Annotated in this window: 16 protein-coding genes; 8 read left to right on the top strand and 8 right to left on the bottom strand. The window is 64.9% G+C overall.

The genetic code is table 11. The annotated features are described in order from the left end of the window. Positions 1-60 precede the first annotated feature (60 nt). A complete protein-coding gene (locus J7392_RS14325; protein WP_209218208.1) occupies positions 61-474 on the top strand; it encodes a VOC family protein in 414 nt (137 codons plus the stop codon). Positions 475-544: 70 nt separating this feature from the next. Here J7392_RS14325 and J7392_RS14320 read toward each other — a convergent pair whose 3' ends face one another. Next, positions 545-874, bottom strand: a complete 330-nt coding sequence (locus J7392_RS14320; protein ID WP_209218207.1) for a hypothetical protein — start codon at positions 872-874, stop codon at positions 545-547. An 89-nt stretch (positions 875-963) separates the two neighbouring features. After that, positions 964-1,863, bottom strand: a complete 900-nt coding sequence (locus tag J7392_RS14315) for a LysR substrate-binding domain-containing protein (RefSeq protein ID WP_067263618.1) — start codon at positions 1,861-1,863, stop codon at positions 964-966. A 97-nt stretch (positions 1,864-1,960) separates the two neighbouring features. Here J7392_RS14315 and J7392_RS14310 point away from each other — a divergent pair, with 97 nt between their 5' ends. After that, on the top strand, positions 1,961-3,184 hold the full coding sequence (locus J7392_RS14310) for an acyl-CoA dehydrogenase (protein ID WP_209218206.1): 1,224 nt from the start codon (positions 1,961-1,963) through the stop codon (positions 3,182-3,184). 127 nt (positions 3,185-3,311) lie between these two features. After that, complete coding sequence (locus tag J7392_RS14305) at positions 3,312-5,486, top strand: thiamine pyrophosphate-dependent enzyme (protein ID WP_209218205.1); 2,175 nt, start codon at positions 3,312-3,314, stop codon at positions 5,484-5,486. A 224-nt stretch (positions 5,487-5,710) separates the two neighbouring features. Here J7392_RS14305 and J7392_RS14300 read toward each other — a convergent pair whose 3' ends face one another. The 4 genes from J7392_RS14300 to J7392_RS14285 are packed head-to-tail and all read right to left on the bottom strand — an operon-like array spanning position 5,711 to position 9,800. Then, positions 5,711-6,943 carry a mandelate racemase/muconate lactonizing enzyme family protein gene (locus J7392_RS14300; protein WP_209218204.1) on the bottom strand — a complete coding sequence of 411 codons (1,233 nt, stop codon included), beginning with the start codon at positions 6,941-6,943 and terminating at the stop codon, positions 5,711-5,713. Positions 6,944-6,966: 23 nt separating this feature from the next. Further along, a complete protein-coding gene (locus tag J7392_RS14295) occupies positions 6,967-7,809 on the bottom strand; it encodes an NAD(P)-dependent oxidoreductase (RefSeq protein WP_209218203.1) in 843 nt (280 codons plus the stop codon). Positions 7,810-7,821: 12 nt separating this feature from the next. After that, positions 7,822-8,601 (bottom strand): aldolase/citrate lyase family protein, encoded by a 780-nt coding sequence (locus J7392_RS14290; RefSeq protein WP_209218202.1) that lies wholly within the window; start codon positions 8,599-8,601, stop codon positions 7,822-7,824. Further along, on the bottom strand, positions 8,598-9,800 hold the full coding sequence (locus J7392_RS14285) for an FAD-binding oxidoreductase (RefSeq protein WP_209218201.1): 1,203 nt from the start codon (positions 9,798-9,800) through the stop codon (positions 8,598-8,600). Before J7392_RS14285 ends, J7392_RS14290 begins: the two co-directional genes overlap by 4 nt. 256 nt (positions 9,801-10,056) lie before the next feature. Between J7392_RS14285 and J7392_RS14280 the strand changes: the two genes are divergently transcribed. From J7392_RS14280 to msrB, 4 genes are all read left to right on the top strand, one after another. Then, positions 10,057-10,557: a sigma-70 family RNA polymerase sigma factor gene (locus J7392_RS14280; protein ID WP_209218390.1), complete on the top strand. Its 501-nt coding sequence runs from the start codon at positions 10,057-10,059 to the stop codon at positions 10,555-10,557. Beyond that, positions 10,554-11,246, top strand: coding sequence for an anti-sigma factor (locus J7392_RS14275; RefSeq protein ID WP_209218200.1), 693 nt, complete (start codon positions 10,554-10,556; stop codon positions 11,244-11,246). The genes J7392_RS14280 and J7392_RS14275 overlap by 4 nt, the downstream gene beginning before the upstream one ends. A 171-nt stretch (positions 11,247-11,417) precedes the next feature. After that, positions 11,418-11,972 carry a fasciclin domain-containing protein gene (locus J7392_RS14270; protein WP_067268384.1) on the top strand — a complete coding sequence of 185 codons (555 nt, stop codon included), beginning with the start codon at positions 11,418-11,420 and terminating at the stop codon, positions 11,970-11,972. 83 nt (positions 11,973-12,055) lie between these two features. Further along, a complete protein-coding gene (gene msrB / locus J7392_RS14265) occupies positions 12,056-12,538 on the top strand; it encodes a peptide-methionine (R)-S-oxide reductase MsrB (protein ID WP_209218199.1) in 483 nt (160 codons plus the stop codon). 54 nt (positions 12,539-12,592) lie between these two features. Here the strand turns inward: msrB and hrpB are convergent, their stop codons facing one another. After that, the gene (gene hrpB / locus J7392_RS14260; protein ID WP_209218389.1) at positions 12,593-15,016 is read right to left on the bottom strand and encodes an ATP-dependent helicase HrpB; all 2,424 of its coding nucleotides are present in this window, start codon (positions 15,014-15,016) and stop codon (positions 12,593-12,595) included. Between the two features lie 80 nt (positions 15,017-15,096). Between hrpB and meaB the strand changes: the two genes are divergently transcribed. Further along, positions 15,097-16,071 carry a methylmalonyl Co-A mutase-associated GTPase MeaB gene (gene meaB, locus J7392_RS14255; protein WP_209218198.1) on the top strand — a complete coding sequence of 325 codons (975 nt, stop codon included), beginning with the start codon at positions 15,097-15,099 and terminating at the stop codon, positions 16,069-16,071. On the opposite strand, the gene J7392_RS14250 is transcribed toward meaB, so the two are convergent. Further along, on the bottom strand, positions 16,068-16,496 hold the full coding sequence (locus J7392_RS14250) for a PACE efflux transporter (protein WP_067263523.1): 429 nt from the start codon (positions 16,494-16,496) through the stop codon (positions 16,068-16,070). The two genes, meaB and J7392_RS14250, sit on opposite strands and share 4 nt — an antisense overlap. Positions 16,497-16,593 lie beyond the last annotated feature (97 nt).

The following is a 16,593-nucleotide window of genomic DNA, read 5'->3' as shown; positions in this document are numbered from 1 at the left end:
CAGCCCCTTGCACCTTTCCCGCCAAGGGATACACATGCGGCAACCAAACAGGAGACCGCTATGCTCACCCCCTTCCACCTTGCCTATAACGTCCGCGACCTTGACGAGACCCGCGCCTTCTACGGCGATGTGCTGGGCTGCACCGAAGGCCGTTCGACCGAAACTTGGGTCGATTATTCCTTCTTCGGCCACCAGATCTCCATGCATTTGGGCGAGCCTTTTAAGACAGAGGCCACCGGCAAGGTCGGTGAGCATATGGTGCCGATGCCGCATCTGGGCATCGTCCTGCGGATGGAGGATTGGAAGGCGCTGGCGGAGCGGCTGAAGGGCGCAGAGGTCGACTTCGTAATCGAACCTTCGCTGCGTTTCGAAGGGGAGCCGGGCGAGCAAGCGACCATGTTCTTCCGCGACCCGTCGGGCAATCCGATCGAGGTCAAGGGTTTCGCCGATATGGACCGCGTCTTTGCCCAATAAGGCCAAGCGCTGAAACGACAAAGCCCCGCTGTCACAAGCGGGGCCTTGAGTGGCTCATGCTGCTGCGGGCTCAGTCGAAGCTGATCGCCCCTTCGAAAGCAGGCTCTTCCAAAGTCTGCCCGCTGAAACGCGTCGGGGTCTGTGCGGTGATGTCGAGCGTGTAGCTGCCGTTCACGGGGATCGGGCCGCTGGTCCAAGCCTCATCCTCGCCGGTGATCGTATGGCTGCCGGTGGCGTTGTTGGTAAAGACCACCTGATCGCCCGGCTGCACATGGGACAGCGATGGGAAATAGGCGCCGTCGACGATCAGCACGTTGCGGCTTTCGGCCGTGGCGCCAGCGGCGCAGAGGCTCAGGGCAAGGGCCAGAGCGCCGGTGCTTTTGCGGTATGAACTTGGCATCATCTGCTCCTTTGGAACGCCCGATGCGGGCGGGTTAGCCGGTTTCTTACAAGGTAAATGCGGCATAACTTGGGCCAGCCTTGCGCGGCTCACCCCGCCGTCGCAGGCTCCGCCTGCTGGGCCAGCCAGCCACGGAATGACGCAAGCGCCGCCGTCTCATCCCGGTCGTCGGGCCAGACGAGGTAGTAGTTCCCGATGCTTTGCGTGGTCGGTGAAGCGGCCAGCACCAATTGCCCGTCGCGCAGGTAGGGGCGGGCGAAGAAGGTCGGCAGCAGCGCCACCCCCAGCCCGTGAATGGCCGCCTGCGCCATGGTCGAGAACTGGTCGAACATCATGCCGCCGGGCGGCTCATCCGTCACCCCGAGCGAGGACAGCCAGCGCGCCCATCCGCGCGGGCGGGTCTCTAGGTGAAGCAGCGGCAGATGGCGCACGTCGCGTGCATCCTCCAAGGGTGCGGGCAGCAGATCGGGCGCGCAGACCGCCACCACCGTTTCCGGCAAAAGCGGCAGGTAGCGCACGCCGGGCCAATCTTCATGACCAAAATGAATGGCGGCGTCGAATCGGCTGCCCGCAAAGGCAAAGGGCCGCAGCCGGGTCGATAGGTTCACCGTCACCTCCGGGTGATCCCGCGCGAAATCGCGCAGGCGCGGGGCCAGCCAATGCATCCCGAAGGCAGGCAGGATCGCCAAATTCAACGTGCCCCCCGTAGGGTTCGTCCGGGCCGAGACCGAGGCCTGCGCCAGTCGGTTCAGGATGTCGCGCACCTGCGTTACATAATCCAATCCCGCCTGCGTCGGGGTCAGACGGCGGCCCTGACGGATCATCAGCGTCACGCCCAGCTGTTCCTCCAGCGTCTTGATCTGACGGCTCACCGCGCTCTGCGTGAGGTTCAATTCCTGCGCCGCCGCCGTGGCGGTGCCGAGCCGCACGACCGCCTCGAAAGACAGCAGGGCCGAGATCGAAGGCAGGAAGCGGCGCGGCGCGATCATATGACTTTTTCTCATGAACTCAGGACAAAGCAGCGATAGAGTTCGCGCCGCCGATTTGCAATACTGCCGCAAATCACATCACCCGAAAGGATGCATCATGACCGCTGTCGCCCCCAAGCTGCGCGCCAAGGACAAACCCGATCTCGGAACCTTCGATTGGCAGGATCCCTTCCGCCTCGACAGCCAGTTGACCGAAGACGAGCGCATGATCCGCGATTCCGCTCGCGCCTATGCGCAGGAAAAGCTGCAACCGCGTGTTATCGAAGCCTTTGCCGAGGAAAAGACCGACCCCGAGATCTTCCGCGAGATGGGCGAGATGGGCCTTCTTGGCGTCACCATCCCCGAGGAATACGGCGGTCTGGGCGGCAGCTATGTCTCCTACGGTCTCGTCGCGCGTGAGGTCGAGCGCGTGGACAGTGGCTACCGGTCGATGATGTCGGTGCAGGCGAGCCTCGTCATGTACCCGATCTATGCCTATGGCTCCGAAGAACAGCGCCAGAAATACCTGCCCAAGCTCTGCTCGGGCGAATGGATCGGATGCTTTGGCCTGACCGAGCCCGATGCGGGTTCCGACCCCGCGGGCATGAAAACCCGCGCCGTGAAGACCGACACGGGCTACAAGCTGACCGGCTCCAAGATGTGGATCTCGAACTCCCCCATCGCCGATGTCTTTGTGGTTTGGGCCAAGTCCGAAGCGCATGACGGCAAGATCCGCGGCTTCGTGCTGGAGAAGGGCATGAAGGGCCTGAGCGCGCCGAAGGTCGGCAACAAGCTTTCCTTGCGCGCCTCGATCACCGGCGAGATCGTCATGGACGGTGTTGAAGTCGGTGAAGATGCGCTGCTGCCGCATGTAGAAGGCCTGAAAGGCCCCTTCGGCTGCCTTAACCGCGCCCGCTACGGCATCTCTTGGGGCGCGATGGGTGCTGCCGAGTTCTGCTGGCACGCCGCGCTGCAATACGGGCTGGACCGCAAGCAGTTCAACAAGCCGCTGGCGCAAACGCAGCTGTTCCAGAAGAAGCTCGCGGACATGATGACCGAGATTTCGCTCGGCCTTCAGGGCTCCCTGCAAGTGGGCCGCCTGATGGATGCCGCCAACGCCGCGCCTGAGATGATCTCTATCGTCAAGCGCAACAACTGCGGCAAGGCGCTGGACGTGGCCCGCATGTCGCGTGACATGCACGGCGGCAACGGCATCTCGGGCGAATTCCAAGTGATCCGCCACATGATGAACCTTGAGACGGTGAACACCTACGAGGGCACCCATGATGTGCACGCGCTGATCCTGGGCCGCGCCCAGACCGGCCTGCAGGCGTTCTTCTAAACAATGGCTTCGGGGGGCACTCCCCCCGGCCACCGAAAATACTTATGGCCAGAAAGAGGGGCGGCGCCTTTCTTTCTGGCCGACATGCTTTCGCCGAGAGCGATTAATTTCTATTTTAAGAGGCCCCATGGACCGCGTTGCCATCGTTCATGAGAACTTCCTCCGTCGCGTCGCGGCGGGGGATTTTCCCGATTCCACCTCCCCCCAAAAGGCGCTTGATCGCGACCAGTTAACGCAGCTCTACCGCGCGCAGGTGCTGAGCCGAGCGCTCGATCTGCAAAGCCGTGTGATGCAGCAGGAGGGGCAGGGGTTCTACACCATCGGCTCCTCAGGCCACGAGGGGATGGCGGCGGTTGCGGCGGCGCTGCGCGTTGATGACATCGCTTTCCTGCATTACCGCGATGCGGCCTTCCAAATCGCCCGGGCCGATCAGGCGGGTGGGCAGGATATGATGCGCGACATGCTGCTCAGTTTTGCCTGTTCGGCGGAGGATCCGACCAGCGGCGGGCGGCACAAGGTCTTGGGCTCGCGCCCACTGATGATCCCGCCGCAGACCTCGACCATTGCCAGCCATCTGCCCAAGGCGGTGGGGGCGGCGCATTCCATCGGTATGGCGCGGCGGCACCGGCCTGAGCACGCGATCCTGCCGCGCGATGGCATTGCCATGTGCAGCTTCGGCGACGCCTCGGCCAATCATTCCACGGCGCAGGGGGCGATCAACGCTGCCTGCTGGACCGCCGTGCAGGGCGTGCCGCTGCCGCTACTCTTCGTTTGCGAGGACAACGGCATCGGCATCTCGACCAAGACGCCGACGGGCTGGATCAAGGCGTCGATGTCTGCCCGACCGGGGCTGAAGTATTTCGAGGGCGACGGGCTCGATCTGCACGCGGCCTATGCGGCGGCGAAAGAGGCGGCGGATTACGTGCGCGTGCACCGCAAGCCGGCGTTCCTGCATCTGCGCACCGTGCGGCTCTATGGCCATGCCGGGGCGGATGTAGCGACCTCCTATCTGCCCCGCGCCGAGGTGGAGGCAGATGAGGCCAACGATCCGCTGCTGCATTCCGCGCGGCTGCTGGTGGAGGCCGGGGCGTCTGCCGAGGAGGCGATGGCGATCTACCGCGATACGCAGGATGCGGTGGCCAAGGCTGCGGAGGAAGTGGTGAAACGGCCTCGGCTCAAGACAGCGTCGGACGTAATGGCGAGCCTCGTGCCGCCAAAGCGCGACTGCGTGCCGAGCAACGGGCCGAGCGCCGAGGCGCGGGCCGAGACCTTTGGCAGCGATATGGGGCAGATGGACAACCCCCAGCCGATGTCGCGGCTGATCAACTGGGCGCTGCACGACCTGATGCTCTCGCATCCCGAGACCATGCTGATGGGCGAGGATGTGGGCCGAAAGGGGGGCGTTTACGGCGTCACCCAGAAGCTACAGAACCGCTTTGGCCCCGGGCGGGTGATCGACACGCTGCTGGACGAGCAGAGCATCCTCGGCCTCGCCATCGGCATGGCGCACAACGGCTTCGTGCCGATGCCGGAGATCCAGTTCCTCGCTTATCTGCACAATGCCGAGGACCAGCTGCGCGGCGAGGCGGCGACGCTGCCCTTCTTCTCAGACGGGCAGTGGAGCAACCCGATGGTGCTGCGCATCGCGGGGCTGGGCTATCAGAAAGGGTTCGGCGGGCATTTCCACAACGACAATTCGCTGGCCGTGTTGCGCGACATTCCCGGCATTATCATCGCCTGCCCCTCGGCAGGGGACGACGCCGCGATGATGCTGCGCGAGGCGCATCGTCTGGCGCGGGAGGAACAGCGGGTGGTGGTCTTTGTCGAGCCCATTGCGCTCTACCCGATGCGCGACCTGATGGAGGCCGGGGACGGCGGCTGGATGCGGACCTACCCGGCGCCGGACCGGCGGATCGGGCTGGGCGAGGTCGGGGTCACGGGCGCGGGCAGCGATCTGGCGATCGTGAGCTACGGCAACGGGCATTACCTGAGCCAGCAGGCGGCGCGGGATCTCGCCGAGACAGGTGTCGACGCGCGGGTGATCGACCTGCGCTGGCTGGCGCCTTTGCCGGAGGATGCGTTGATCGAGGCCATCGGGGATCGTCCGGTGCTGATCGTCGACGAATGCCGCCGCACGGGTGGGCAGGCCGAGGCGCTGATGGCGCTGATGGCTGAGCGTGGTGTGGCAAAGTTTGCTCGGCTTACGGCGGAGGACAGTTTCATCGCCACGGGGCCGGCTTATGCGGCGACGTTGCCCTCGCGGGAGGGGATTGTCGCTGCGGCGCGGGACTTGCTGGGGTAGGGTTAGCTTCTGCCACCCGGCCCGGAACAAGCCGCAGGCGCCGGGCCATCGCCTGCCCGCCCGTCACGCCGAAGGCGTGCCAGAATATGCTGGGCGCACCTTCGGTGCGACCGGGTAGGCGATTTGTTGAGGCTGGGTGGCACATTGCTCAAGCACATCATGGTTGAACCATAAAGCGGCACGAAGGCACGTTGGATCGCCGACCCGCGGGCAGGCGATGGCCCTTAGTGGCTATCCGCCGGTGCGCCGCCTTGGAAATTATTCCCATTCACATAATCGCAAGGCTCTTCACGCATCTCCAGATGCAGGCCATCGCCTGTATAGGGATGCGCGCGGGCCAGCGCCTCATCCACTTCGATCCCCAGACCGGGCGCTTTGGGGGCGGTGATAAAACCGTCCTCCACCCGGATCGACCCTTTGATCAATTGGTCATGGAACGGCGTCTCAATACATTCGCACATCAGGATGTTCGGGATGGCGGTGGCAAGCTGCACATTCGCGGCCCATTCCACCGGTCCGGCATAGAGATGCGGCGCCACTTGCGCGTTGTACACCTCGGCCATGGTGGCGATCTTCTTGGCCTCCGCGATGCCGCCCACACGGCCCAGGGCCGGTTGCAGGATCTCCGCCGCGCCCGCCCGCAACAAAGGCGCGAATTCGGCCTTTGTCGTCAACCGCTCGCCCGTTGCCACCGGAATGCGCACGCCGCGTGCGACCTTGGCCATCTGCTCAGGCGCGTCTGGCGGGATCGGCTCTTCGTACCACAGCGGGCTATAGGGTTCGATCGCTTGGCCCAGCCGGATTGCGCCCGCGGTGGTGAACTGCCCATGGGTGCCAAACAGCAGGTCGGCGCGGTCGCCCACCGCCTCTCGGATGGCCTTGCAGAACGCCGCCGAGGTGCTGATGTCCGACATCGCAGGCATATGCCCGCCGCGCAGCGTATAGGGGCCAGCGGGGTCGAATTTCACCGCCGTATAGCCGCGCGCCACGCAATCCGCCGCCGATTCCGCCGCCATCTCGGGCGAGGTCCAGAAATCCGCCATGCTGTGATGCGGCAGCGGGTAGAGGTAGGTATAGCCGCGCACCCGGTCATTGGTGCGCCCGCCGATCAGCGCATGCACCGGGCGGTCGCGGTCCTTGCCCAAGATGTCCCAACAGGCGATCTCAAGCCCCGAAAACGCGCCCATGACCGTCAGGTCTGGCCGCTGGGTGAAGCCCGCGGAATAGGCGCGGCGGAACATCAGCTCGATATTCTCGGGGTTTTCGCCCTGCATATGGCGGGCAAAGACATCTTCGATCACCGCGCGCATCGCGTCGGGCCCGACGCTGGCGGCATAGCATTCGCCCCAGCCGGTTATGCCGGTGTCGGTGGTCAGTTTGACCAATATCCAATAGCGCCCGCCCCAGCCGGGGGCGGGCGGGGCCGTCACGATGATATCGAGGTCTTGCAGTTTCATGACGGTCCCTTTCGTTTGGCCGCTTAGGTCTCTTTCTTGTCGTCGACGATGGTCATCTGCGCGATGCCGCTTTCGCCCAGATCGACCTTGGCGAAGGGGCCGCCGTGGCACATCTGGCCGGGGTCGGTGATGTCGACGGGGCCTTCTTCGGCGAGCACTTTTTCGGCGAATTGCTCGGCGTTGTCCTTCGGGCGGTAGCCGAGGAAGGAGGCTTTTGAGTTGTCCACCGGGGCGCGGTCGTTGTTCGACACGCCGTAGATCACCGAGAAACCGACCGAGGGCGTGTCCACCGCGCGGGTCACCAGTTGGATCAGGTCGTCATAACTGAGCCAAGAGCCGAGCGCGCGGGAGTTGTTGACCTGTGCCGCACTCAGGATGCGCAGATGCACGGACTCAAGCTGGCGTTTGTCCCAGTACATGGAGCCGAGGTCTTCGGTGAAGCATTTGGCGAGGCCGTAGAACGTGTCGGGCTTGTGGGGGGCGTCAATGCCGATGAAATCGGATTTCTTGTGCATCCCCACGGCGTGGATCGAGGAGGCATAGACGACGCGGCGTGCGCCTGCCTGATAGGCAGCTTCCCACACGTTGTAAGAGCCGACGAAGTTCGGGCCGAGCAATTCCATGAAGGGTTTTTCATCCACGATGGCCCCGAAATGCACCACCATGTCAGCGCCCTCCAATAGCGCCGCGACTTGGTCGTATTCCGCCAGATCGGCCTTCTGATAACGCTCCCCGTCGTAAAGCTTGCCAATGTCCTCGGCGATGTCGGAGCTGACCAGTTCTTCGCACATCGCGGCCAGCGGCTCGCGCAGGTAGGAGCCGAGGCGCCCTGCGGCGCCCGTCAGGACCAGTTTCTTAAATTTCATAACATCTTCCTTTCACGTCTCAGAAATCTTGCCGCGCACCTTCGCGCGCAGCGCATCGGCCCCTTGGGCCAAAAGGCCCACATCCGTGCCGCAGGCGACAAAGGTGAAGCCTTCGTTCAGCAGCTGGGCGGCGAAATCGGGGTCGGTGACCAGCGTGCCGACGGGAATGCCCTTGTCCATCAAGAGTTTGGCCGCAGGGCGGATCACCTCCCAGACCTCGGGGTGCAGGGTCTGGCCCAGATGGCCCATGTCGGCGGCGATATCGGCGGGGCCAAAGAAGATGCCGTCGATCCCCTCAACCTCGGCAAAGGCGGCGGCGTTTTCGACGGCGGCGCGGGTTTCAAGCTGGATCAGGATGGCGGTCTGGTTCTCGACCTCGATGTTGTAATTCGCGACCCGGCCAAATTGATTGGCGCGGTTCAGCCCGGCCACGCCCCGAATGCCGCGGGGCGGATAGCGGCTGGCGGCCACGGCGGCGCGGGCTTCATCGGGTGTCTGCACCATGGGGAATAGCAGGCCCGGTGCGCCGAGGTCCATCAGCCGTTTGACCTTGACCGCATCGTTCCAATCGGGCCGCACCATCGCCGTGGTCTCACTGCCCGAGAACGCCTGCAACTGGCCGAGTACCGAGGCCATGTCGCTGGGCGCATGTTCCATATCCAGCATCACCCAGTCATAGCCCGCGTGGGCCACCACCTCGGCGGCATAGCCGTTGGAGAGGGAGACCCAGAGGCCAAGCTGCTTTTGCCCCGCACGGATGGCCTTGAGGAAGCTGTTCTCGCGCAGTTTCATATCACGGCCCTTTCGACGAATTTCTCGGAACGCACGATCCGCGCGTAGTCTAGCGGGGTGAGGTCGAGCGTGCGGTAGCCGCCATGGGTGATCAACTCTGCCGTGCCGCGCCCGATGGCGGGGGCCTGTTGCAAGCCGTGGCCGGAAAAGCCGTTCATAAAGACGAAGTTCGCGACTTTGTCGTGCCGCCCCAGAATCGCGTTCTGGTCGACGGTGTTATAGGCGTAGTGGCCGACCCATTCGTTGATCACCTTGACCCTCTCAAAGGCCGGAACGCGGGTGGCGATGGTGGGCCAGACCTTCTCTTCCCAGATCGAATGGTCAAAGGTGAAATCGTCATAGGCCGCGTCATAGTCATCCTCTGGCGGGCAGCCGGCCATGTAATATTTGCCTTCTTGGCGCATATGCACGCCGCTGGGGTCGATGGTCAGCGGCAGGTCCATCTCAAGCGGTTCGGCGGCATCAAAGATGAAGGTGTAGCGTTTGCGCGGCACCACGGGCAGGGTGATCCCCGCCATCTGCGCCGTCGCCGCCGCGCGGGGGCCGGAGGCATTGACGACCGTGCCGCAGGACACCGTCGCACCTGACTTCAAGGTCACCGCATCCATCGCGCTGCCTGCGGGGTTCAGCACCATGCCGGTCACCTCGTCATGCACAAAGGTCACGCCGCGGCGCTTGGCCATGCGTTTGAACCAGTCGAACATCGTGCCGCCGTCGAAATAGCCCTCATTCACCGTGTTGTGATTGGCGGCAATCACATCGTCGAGCATGTAGAAGGGATAGCGCGCGGCGATCTCATCCGTGGTCATATGCTGGGTGTGCGCGCCCATGGAGGTCTGGATGCCCTGCGCCTCGCGCAGGGTCTGGGCAAGCTCGGGCGTGTCAGCAAGATAGAGGTAGCCAAAGCTTTGCAGCGCCAGTTCCGGCACCTCGGGATCGTCATGCATGAAGTGGCGGAAGTTTTTGATGAACTCGGCCCCGAACTGCGAAATCTGGATGTTCACGGGGGCGCTGAACTGCTGGCGGATGCAGGAATTCGTATGGCTGGTCGAGGCGAATTCATAGGTCGGATCCCGCTCGACCACCAGCACCTCGCCGTCGAACCCCGGCGTGTTGGTCAGCCACCAAGCCAAAGCCGAGCCATAGATGGCCCCGCCCACGATCACCACGTCATAGGACGTCTCAAGCGCGTTTTGCATGCACAGTCTCCCTTTGCGCATTCCCCTCTGAATCGTGGGTAGCCTAAGCATTCAGAGCCTGCAATCTTTGTGAAGCGCGGCGCGAATTTTCGTTTTACGGCGATGGGTTGCGCCTGTGCCCATGAATGAGGCAGGGTTGACTTTTACTGCGGCTGTCGCACCATGAGCGCAATGCCGCAACACAGATGACCGCCCAAAGGAGTGGCCCTTGAACAGCGACCGCGAAGAGATTGAGCGTCTGATTGCGCAGGTCGCAATGGGGGACCGTGCCGCTTTTGAGGCGCTCTATGATCGGGTGTCTGCGAAACTATTCGGGGTCTGCCTGCGTGTGTTGGATACACGCGCCGCAGCAGAGGATGCCATGCAGGACAGTTTCGTCAAAATCTGGAATAATTCCGACCGCTATCAGGCCAATGGCCTGTCGCCGATGACGTGGCTGATCACCATTGCGCGTAACACCGCGATCGACCGTCTGCGCGCCACCCGCAAGGGCCATCAGGACATCGACACGCCGGGGCTGGAACTGGCCGCGCCGGGGCCGAACCCCGAGCAATCCGCCGTGGCCGCGTCAGAGGCCAAGCGGCTGACCAATTGTCTGGATGATCTTGAAGCGGATCGCGGTGCTGCGGTGCGCGGGGCGTATCTTGATGGCGACAGCTATGCCGAGCTTGCGCAGCGTTTCAACGTGCCGCTCAACACCATGCGCACATGGCTGCGCCGTGGTCTGATGGCCCTGCGGGAGTGTATGAGCATATGAGCGACACCCCCATCACCCCGCCCGAAGACGACGATCTGCTGGCCGCCGAAATGGCCTTGGGCCTGTTGGAAGGCGAAGACCGTGCCGCGGCACGCGCCCGGCTGATGCAAGACCGTGATTTCGCCCGCCGCGTGGCCGATTGGCAGGAGCGGTTCGTGGCGATGACCGACGATATCGCCCCCGTCGCCCCGCCCGCGAAGCTGCGCCGCGCGCTGATGGCGCGGCTCTTCCCCGCGCGGCAGGTGCCGCTGTTGCAGCGGCTCTGGCTGTGGCAGGGGGTTTCGGTGGCGGCTTTGGCCACCGTGGCCTTCCTTGCCCTGCCGATGCTGCGCGAGCCGCCGATGCAGCCCCCGGCCGAGGTCTATGCCACCCGCATGGCCGCCGAGGACAGCGCGCTGGAATTGCTGGCCGTCATGGATATGTCGCGCGGCGATATCGCGCTGCGCCGCGTCTCGGGCGACGCGCCCGCGGGCCGCGTGCTGGAGCTTTGGGCAATCCTGCCGGATCGTGCGCCGATCTCTCTAGGCGTGCTGCCTGAGGGGGAGGTCAACCGCGTGGCCTTGCCCGCCGATCTGGCGCCCGAGGCGGCGCAGATCACGCTGGCCATCACCGATGAGCCGCCCGGCGGCGCACCCGGCGGTGTCCCCACCGGGGAGGTCATGGCCGCTGGTGCTGTTGCGGAACTCTAAACCCCGAAACGCCCTGCTTTGATTAAGCGGGGCGTTTCATTTTTCACCTCCCTTACAACGCGTTATGATTTTGTTGCGAATTTTCTGAACCATTCTGAAACTCCTCTCACGTCTGCCCCGTGGGTCCAGTATCGCCGCCCACAACGGGAGGCATTCAAGGGAGGAAACCCAATGAAGACGCTCAAGACATTCGCCGCCGCCACCGCCACTGCCGCTCTGCTGGCCACCGGTGCCATCGCCGCCAATCCCGAAGTGGGCGGCGCGCCCATGTTCGAGAATAAGAACATCGTCGAAAACGCCGTGAACTCCGCCGATCACACCACGCTGGTCGCCGCCGTCAAGGCTGCCGGTCTGGTGGATACGCTGGCTTCCGAAGGGCCGTTCACCGTTTTCGCCCCGGTCAACTCCGCCTTCGACGCGCTGCCTGCAGGCACTGTCGAGACCCTGCTCAAGCCCGAGAACAAGGACATGCTGACAAAAGTGCTGACCGCCCATGTGGTGGCCGGTAAATGGTCCGCCGCCGACATCGCCGCCAAGGCACGCGCCTCCAGCGATGGGTTCTATCACTTCAACGCCGTCTCCGGCGATGCGCTGTCGGCGCAGGTGAAGGGCCGCAACGTCTATATCATCGACGAAAGCGGCAATGCCTCGCGCGTGACTATCGCTGATGTGAACCAGTCCAACGGGGTGATCCATGTTGTAAACAGCGTGCTGGTGCCCAAGTAAGAGGCAGCCTATACCCCTGTTGCCGGGCCAGTACCCCCCATGCTGGCCCGGCGCCATCCCACCCGAACGCGAGGAGTAACACCATGAACAGACGTCATTTTCTGACATCGACCTTTCTGGGCGCCACCGCCATCGGGTTGGGTGCGCGCGGCACCTTGGCGGCCTATGTCGAGGGCGACTTCGAGATTACCCGCAGCGAGGCCGAGTGGCGCGCGATGCTGAGCGACTTGGAATATGCGGTCATGCGCGAAGGCGATACGGAGCGGGCCTTTACCAGCCCGCTGAACGACGAGAAACGCCCCGGCACCTTCATCTGCAAGGGCTGTGATCAGCCGCTTTACGATGCGGTGACCAAGTTCAAAAGCGGCACCGGCTGGCCGAGCTTTTATCAGCCGCTCGACAATGCGGTTGAGACCATGGCCGACAACAGTTTCTTCATGCGCCGGACCGAAGTGCATTGTGACCGTTGTGGCAGCCATCTGGGCCATATCTTTGATGACGGGCCGGAGCCCACGGGCAAGCGGCATTGCATCAACGGCGTCTCGCTGAAGTTCGTCGCGGCTTAACAGATAGGTCTCACCCAAACGGATCGCGCGCCATTTTCGGCGCGCGTTGTCTTGTCAGGTGCCGCGCGGTTTGGCGCGCAGGGTCGGGTCTGCCACCGTGGGGTCTTCGGGCCAGGGGTGACGCGGATACCGCCCGCGCATGTCCTTTCGCACATCGGCATAGGAGCTTGCCCAAAAGCCGGGGATATCCATCGTGACCTGCACCGGGCGCTGCGCAGGCGACAGCAGGGTGACTTGCAATGGCTGGCCGCCCACCGTCGGGTGCTGTGTGACGCCGAACATCTCTTGCAAACGCAGCGCGATGCCGGGGTTCTCACCGCTATAGTCGATGGCCACGCGCCGCCCGAGCGGGGTTTCAAAATGGGCAGGGGCCGAGCGGTCCAACTCTTGCTGCTGCTCCCAATTCAGCCGGGCTTTGAGCGCCGGGGTGATGTCGAACACTTTCCAATCGGCGCTGCTGCGCACGCCCGTCAGATGCGGCAGCAGCCAGTTTTCCAGCGTCTCCATCAGATGCGCTTCGGTGAAATCGGGGAAGGGCGCGGGCATCAGCCGGGCGCGGGCCAGAAACAGCGCCGCCGTCTTGCCGGGGTTCAGCCCCAATTGCCGCACACCGTCCAGCATCGCAACCGCCACTGCGTCGGCGGGCGCATCGGGCCATGTCCGGTCCTCCAGAACCAGCGCGCCGAAGACCTCTTGCTTGCGGGTCAGCCCACGCCCCTCACGGCGCGACCATAGGCAGACATCCTGCCAGCGGATTTGATCGGCAAAGGTGGCGCGCAGCTCGGCGTCCGAGATCAGCGCCGCCTGCCGGATACGCGCCTCGCGCGGGTCGCCGTCAAGGTCCGTGGCCACCAAGAGCCGCGCGCCCGCCATCGGGTCGGCCTCTGGCAGCACCGCGCCTTTGCCGCCCGAGAGCACATAGCGCGGTGCCTCGCCCTTGCGGCGCAGGCCGACGCGGTCGGGGTAGGCAAGGGCGGCCAGCACGCCCAAGGAGTCCGGCCCGTCGCCCTTCGCACCGCGTGCAAGGCGTTTCGCCTCGTCCTTGATACGGGCCAGCGTCGGGGCATGGGGCGGCGTGGCGGTGCGTTTTCCGGCCAGCGCGTCCATCCGCAACGCAAGATCAACGGGCGCGCCGCGCATCGGGTCACGCTCGGCCAGAAGGGCGGCGAGCATCGGCGCACGCGGTCCTCCGCGTGCCACCATATGCGCCAGTCGTGGGTGCAGGGGGAGTTTTGCCAAGGCGCGACCATGTTCGGTGATGCGCCCCGCAGCGTCCAGCGCGCCCAGCATCTGCAGCACCGATTGCGCCTCGGCCAGACGGCCCGCGTGGGGCGGGGTGACGAAGCTCAACTCGCTCGCCGGCGCGCCCCAGAGCGCCAGTTCCAGCGCGAAACCGGTCAGGTCGCCCGCCTCGATCTCCGCCGGGGGGAAGGCCGCCAGCGCGCCTTCCTCGCCCCGGGTCCAGAGCTTGTAGGCCACCCCGGTATCCAGCCGCCCGGCCCGGCCCGCGCGCTGCGTCGCCTCGGCGCGGGTCACCCGCTCGGTCACCAGCCGGGACATGCCCGAGGCCGGATCGAAAAGCGCGCGCCGCGCGCGGCCCGCGTCAACGACGATGCGGATGCCTTCGATGGTCAGGGAGGTCTCGGCGATGGAGGTCGCCAGCACCACCTTGCGCCCCGAGGGCGCGGGCGCGATGGCGGCCTGCTGCGCCTTGAAGTCGAGCGCGCCAAAAAGCGGGGCGAGGGTGCAATCTGCTGGCAGGGCGGGGCGCAAAAGCGCCTCGACCCGGCGAATCTCCCCCTCGCCGGGCAGGAAGACCAGCGCGGAGCCGGGCGCCTCCGACAGCGCCGTCAGCGTGAGGTCGGCCACGGCGTTCTCTAGCCGTTGTTTGCCCATCGGCTTGTCGAGCCAGCGCGGCTCGACCTCGAAACTACGCCCCTCTGAGGTCACGATCGGTGCCGCCATCAGCGCGGCCACCGGGGCGGCGTCAAGCGTGGCGGACATGGCCACCAGCATCAGGTCGTCGCGCAGGGCGCCCGCAACTTCGAGCGCCAGCGCGAGGCCGAGATCGGCGTTGAGCGAGCGTTCGTGAAACTCGTCGAAGATCACCGCGCCGACGCCCGGCAGGTCCGGGTTGTCCTGCAACATGCGGGTCAGGATGCCTTCGGTGACGACCTCGATGCGCGTGGATTTCGACACCGCCGAGGCACCGCGCACGCGGAAACCGACGGTCTGGCCGGTCTCTTCGCCAAGGCTTTCCGCCATGCGCGCGGCGGCGGCGCGGGCGGCGAGGCGGCGCGGCTCTAGCATCAGGATGCGGCCTTGGGTCAGCCCGGCCTCCAGCATCGCCAGCGGCACCCGCGTCGTCTTGCCCGCGCCGGGGGGCGCTTGCAGCACGACGCGGCCGGTGTCGCGGAGGGCGGCGATTACATCCGGCAGGACGGCGTCGATGGGCAGGGCGAAATCAGCGTTGGACATGGCGGGGTTATCGGGCAAAGCCGTCGCCGCGCCAAGGGTGGGGATGGACAATTCCACGCCGCCCCCGCAAAAGTTGCCCCATGGATATCGAGACATTGGCCGAAGGCATCATAGCAGGAGAGCGCCGCGCATTGGCGCGGACGATCACCTTGGTGGAATCAGGCCGCGCCGATCACCGCGCGGCGGCGGCGGAACTGCTGGCGAAGCTGCCCGCCGACCGGCAGGCGCTGCGCATCGGCCTTTCGGGCACGCCCGGTGTGGGCAAATCCACCTTCATCGAAAGCTTCGGCATGATGCTGACCGGGCAGGGCAAACGCGTCGCGGTGCTGGCGGTGGACCCCAGTTCGGCGCGTTCGGGCGGGTCGATCCTCGGCGACAAGACGCGGATGGACCGGCTGAGCCGTGATCCCAATGCCTTCATCCGGCCCTCGCCCAGCCAGACCCACCTTGGCGGCGTTGCGCGCCGCTCGCGCGAGGCAGTGCGGCTCTGCGAAGCGGCGGGCTTTGACGTGGTGCTGATCGAGACCGTGGGCGTCGGCCAGTCGGAAACCGTGGTGGCCGAGATGTCGGATGCCTTCGTGCTGCTTCTGGCCCCTGCTGGCGGGGATGAGTTGCAGGGCGTGAAACGCGGCATCATGGAGATTGCCGACCTCATCGTCATCAACAAGGCCGACGGCGATCTGAAATCCACCGCCGCGCGCACCCGCGCCGACTATGCCGGTGCCCTGCGCCTGCTCCGCAAGCGGCCGCAGGACCCTGAGGGCTTTCCGCGCGCCACCGCCGTTTCAGCGCTGGAGGAAAACGGGCTGGAAGAGACCTGGGCTGCCTTGCAGGAGCTGACCGACTGGCGCCGCGAACAGGGGTTCTGGGACCGCACCCGCGCCGCACAGGCGCGTTATTGGTTCGAGCAGGATGTGAAGCAGCGGCTTTTGGCGCAGCTTGAGACCCCGCAGGCCAGGAACGATCTGACGCGGCTCAGCGATGCCGTGGCCGATGGGGCGCGTGATCCTGCGGAAGCGGCGGCGGAATTCGTTCGCCGCCTCAGGGCAGATTAAGACGCGTTTGCGGGTTCCGAGACGGGGAAGAGCACGTCGTAGATCCAGTTAAAGACGAAGGCGTAGATCAGGTAGAACACCGCCAAGGACACGTCGATCAAGAAGGCTTCGCGCAGAGAAATCTCAAGATACCACGCGATGAAGGGCAAGAGCACGAAGAGCAGCCCGATCTCGAAACTCACGGCATGAAGCACGCGGATCGGTACCGTCTTTTTCACCGTGCCGCGCAACCGGCGCAGGGCGTGGTCGAAGCCGAGGTTGTAGACATAGTTCCACCCCGTCGCGATGCTGGCGCTGACCACGGCGACGACGCCGATATGGCCGATGGGCTTGTCAAAGAGCCAAGCACTGGCGGGGGTGACGATCAGCAGGGCGATGATCTCAAAACTAAGGGCGTGGCGGATGCGGTCTGCGGTGCTGCGCATGGGGTGGTCCCGGTATTGGTCGGGTCGTCCCGAGTGGCTGCCCAAATGGGGGAGGTCGTCCTCGCTTGGGGCCAATATGGCGATTGACGCGCGGGGT

This window comes from Sulfitobacter sp. R18_1 (assembly GCF_017743915.1).
Classification (GTDB): Bacteria; Pseudomonadota; Alphaproteobacteria; order Rhodobacterales; family Rhodobacteraceae; genus Sulfitobacter; species Sulfitobacter faviae.
Note: the sequence above shows the minus strand (reverse complement) of the source record. Positions and strands in the feature narration are given on the sequence as shown.

Bases quoted from the DNA above. Each gene is read 5' to 3' on its own strand.
- J7392_RS14295 (WP_209218203.1), bottom strand. From the start codon at position 7,809: ATGAAATTTAAGAAACTGGTCCTGACGGGCGCCGCAGGGCGCCTCGGC.
- J7392_RS14315 (WP_067263618.1), bottom strand. From the start codon at position 1,863: ATGATCGCGCCGCGCCGCTTCCTGCCTTCGATCTCGGCCCTGCTGTCT.
- J7392_RS14285 (WP_209218201.1), bottom strand. From the start codon at position 9,800: ATGCAAAACGCGCTTGAGACGTCCTATGACGTGGTGATCGTGGGCGGG.
- J7392_RS14310 (WP_209218206.1), top strand. From the start codon at position 1,961: ATGACCGCTGTCGCCCCCAAGCTGCGCGCCAAGGACAAACCCGATCTC.
- J7392_RS14305 (WP_209218205.1), top strand. From the start codon at position 3,312: ATGGACCGCGTTGCCATCGTTCATGAGAACTTCCTCCGTCGCGTCGCG.
- J7392_RS14270 (WP_067268384.1), top strand. From the start codon at position 11,418: ATGAAGACGCTCAAGACATTCGCCGCCGCCACCGCCACTGCCGCTCTG.
- hrpB (WP_209218389.1), bottom strand. From the start codon at position 15,016: ATGTCCAACGCTGATTTCGCCCTGCCCATCGACGCCGTCCTGCCGGAT.
- J7392_RS14250 (WP_067263523.1), bottom strand. From the start codon at position 16,496: ATGCGCAGCACCGCAGACCGCATCCGCCACGCCCTTAGTTTTGAGATC.
- J7392_RS14280 (WP_209218390.1), top strand. From the start codon at position 10,057: ATGGGGGACCGTGCCGCTTTTGAGGCGCTCTATGATCGGGTGTCTGCG.
- meaB (WP_209218198.1), top strand. From the start codon at position 15,097: ATGGATATCGAGACATTGGCCGAAGGCATCATAGCAGGAGAGCGCCGC.
- msrB (WP_209218199.1), top strand. From the start codon at position 12,056: ATGAACAGACGTCATTTTCTGACATCGACCTTTCTGGGCGCCACCGCC.
- J7392_RS14290 (WP_209218202.1), bottom strand. From the start codon at position 8,601: ATGAAACTGCGCGAGAACAGCTTCCTCAAGGCCATCCGTGCGGGGCAA.
- J7392_RS14275 (WP_209218200.1), top strand. From the start codon at position 10,554: ATGAGCGACACCCCCATCACCCCGCCCGAAGACGACGATCTGCTGGCC.
- J7392_RS14320 (WP_209218207.1), bottom strand. From the start codon at position 874: ATGCCAAGTTCATACCGCAAAAGCACCGGCGCTCTGGCCCTTGCCCTG.
- J7392_RS14300 (WP_209218204.1), bottom strand. From the start codon at position 6,943: ATGAAACTGCAAGACCTCGATATCATCGTGACGGCCCCGCCCGCCCCC.
- J7392_RS14325 (WP_209218208.1), top strand. From the start codon at position 61: ATGCTCACCCCCTTCCACCTTGCCTATAACGTCCGCGACCTTGACGAG.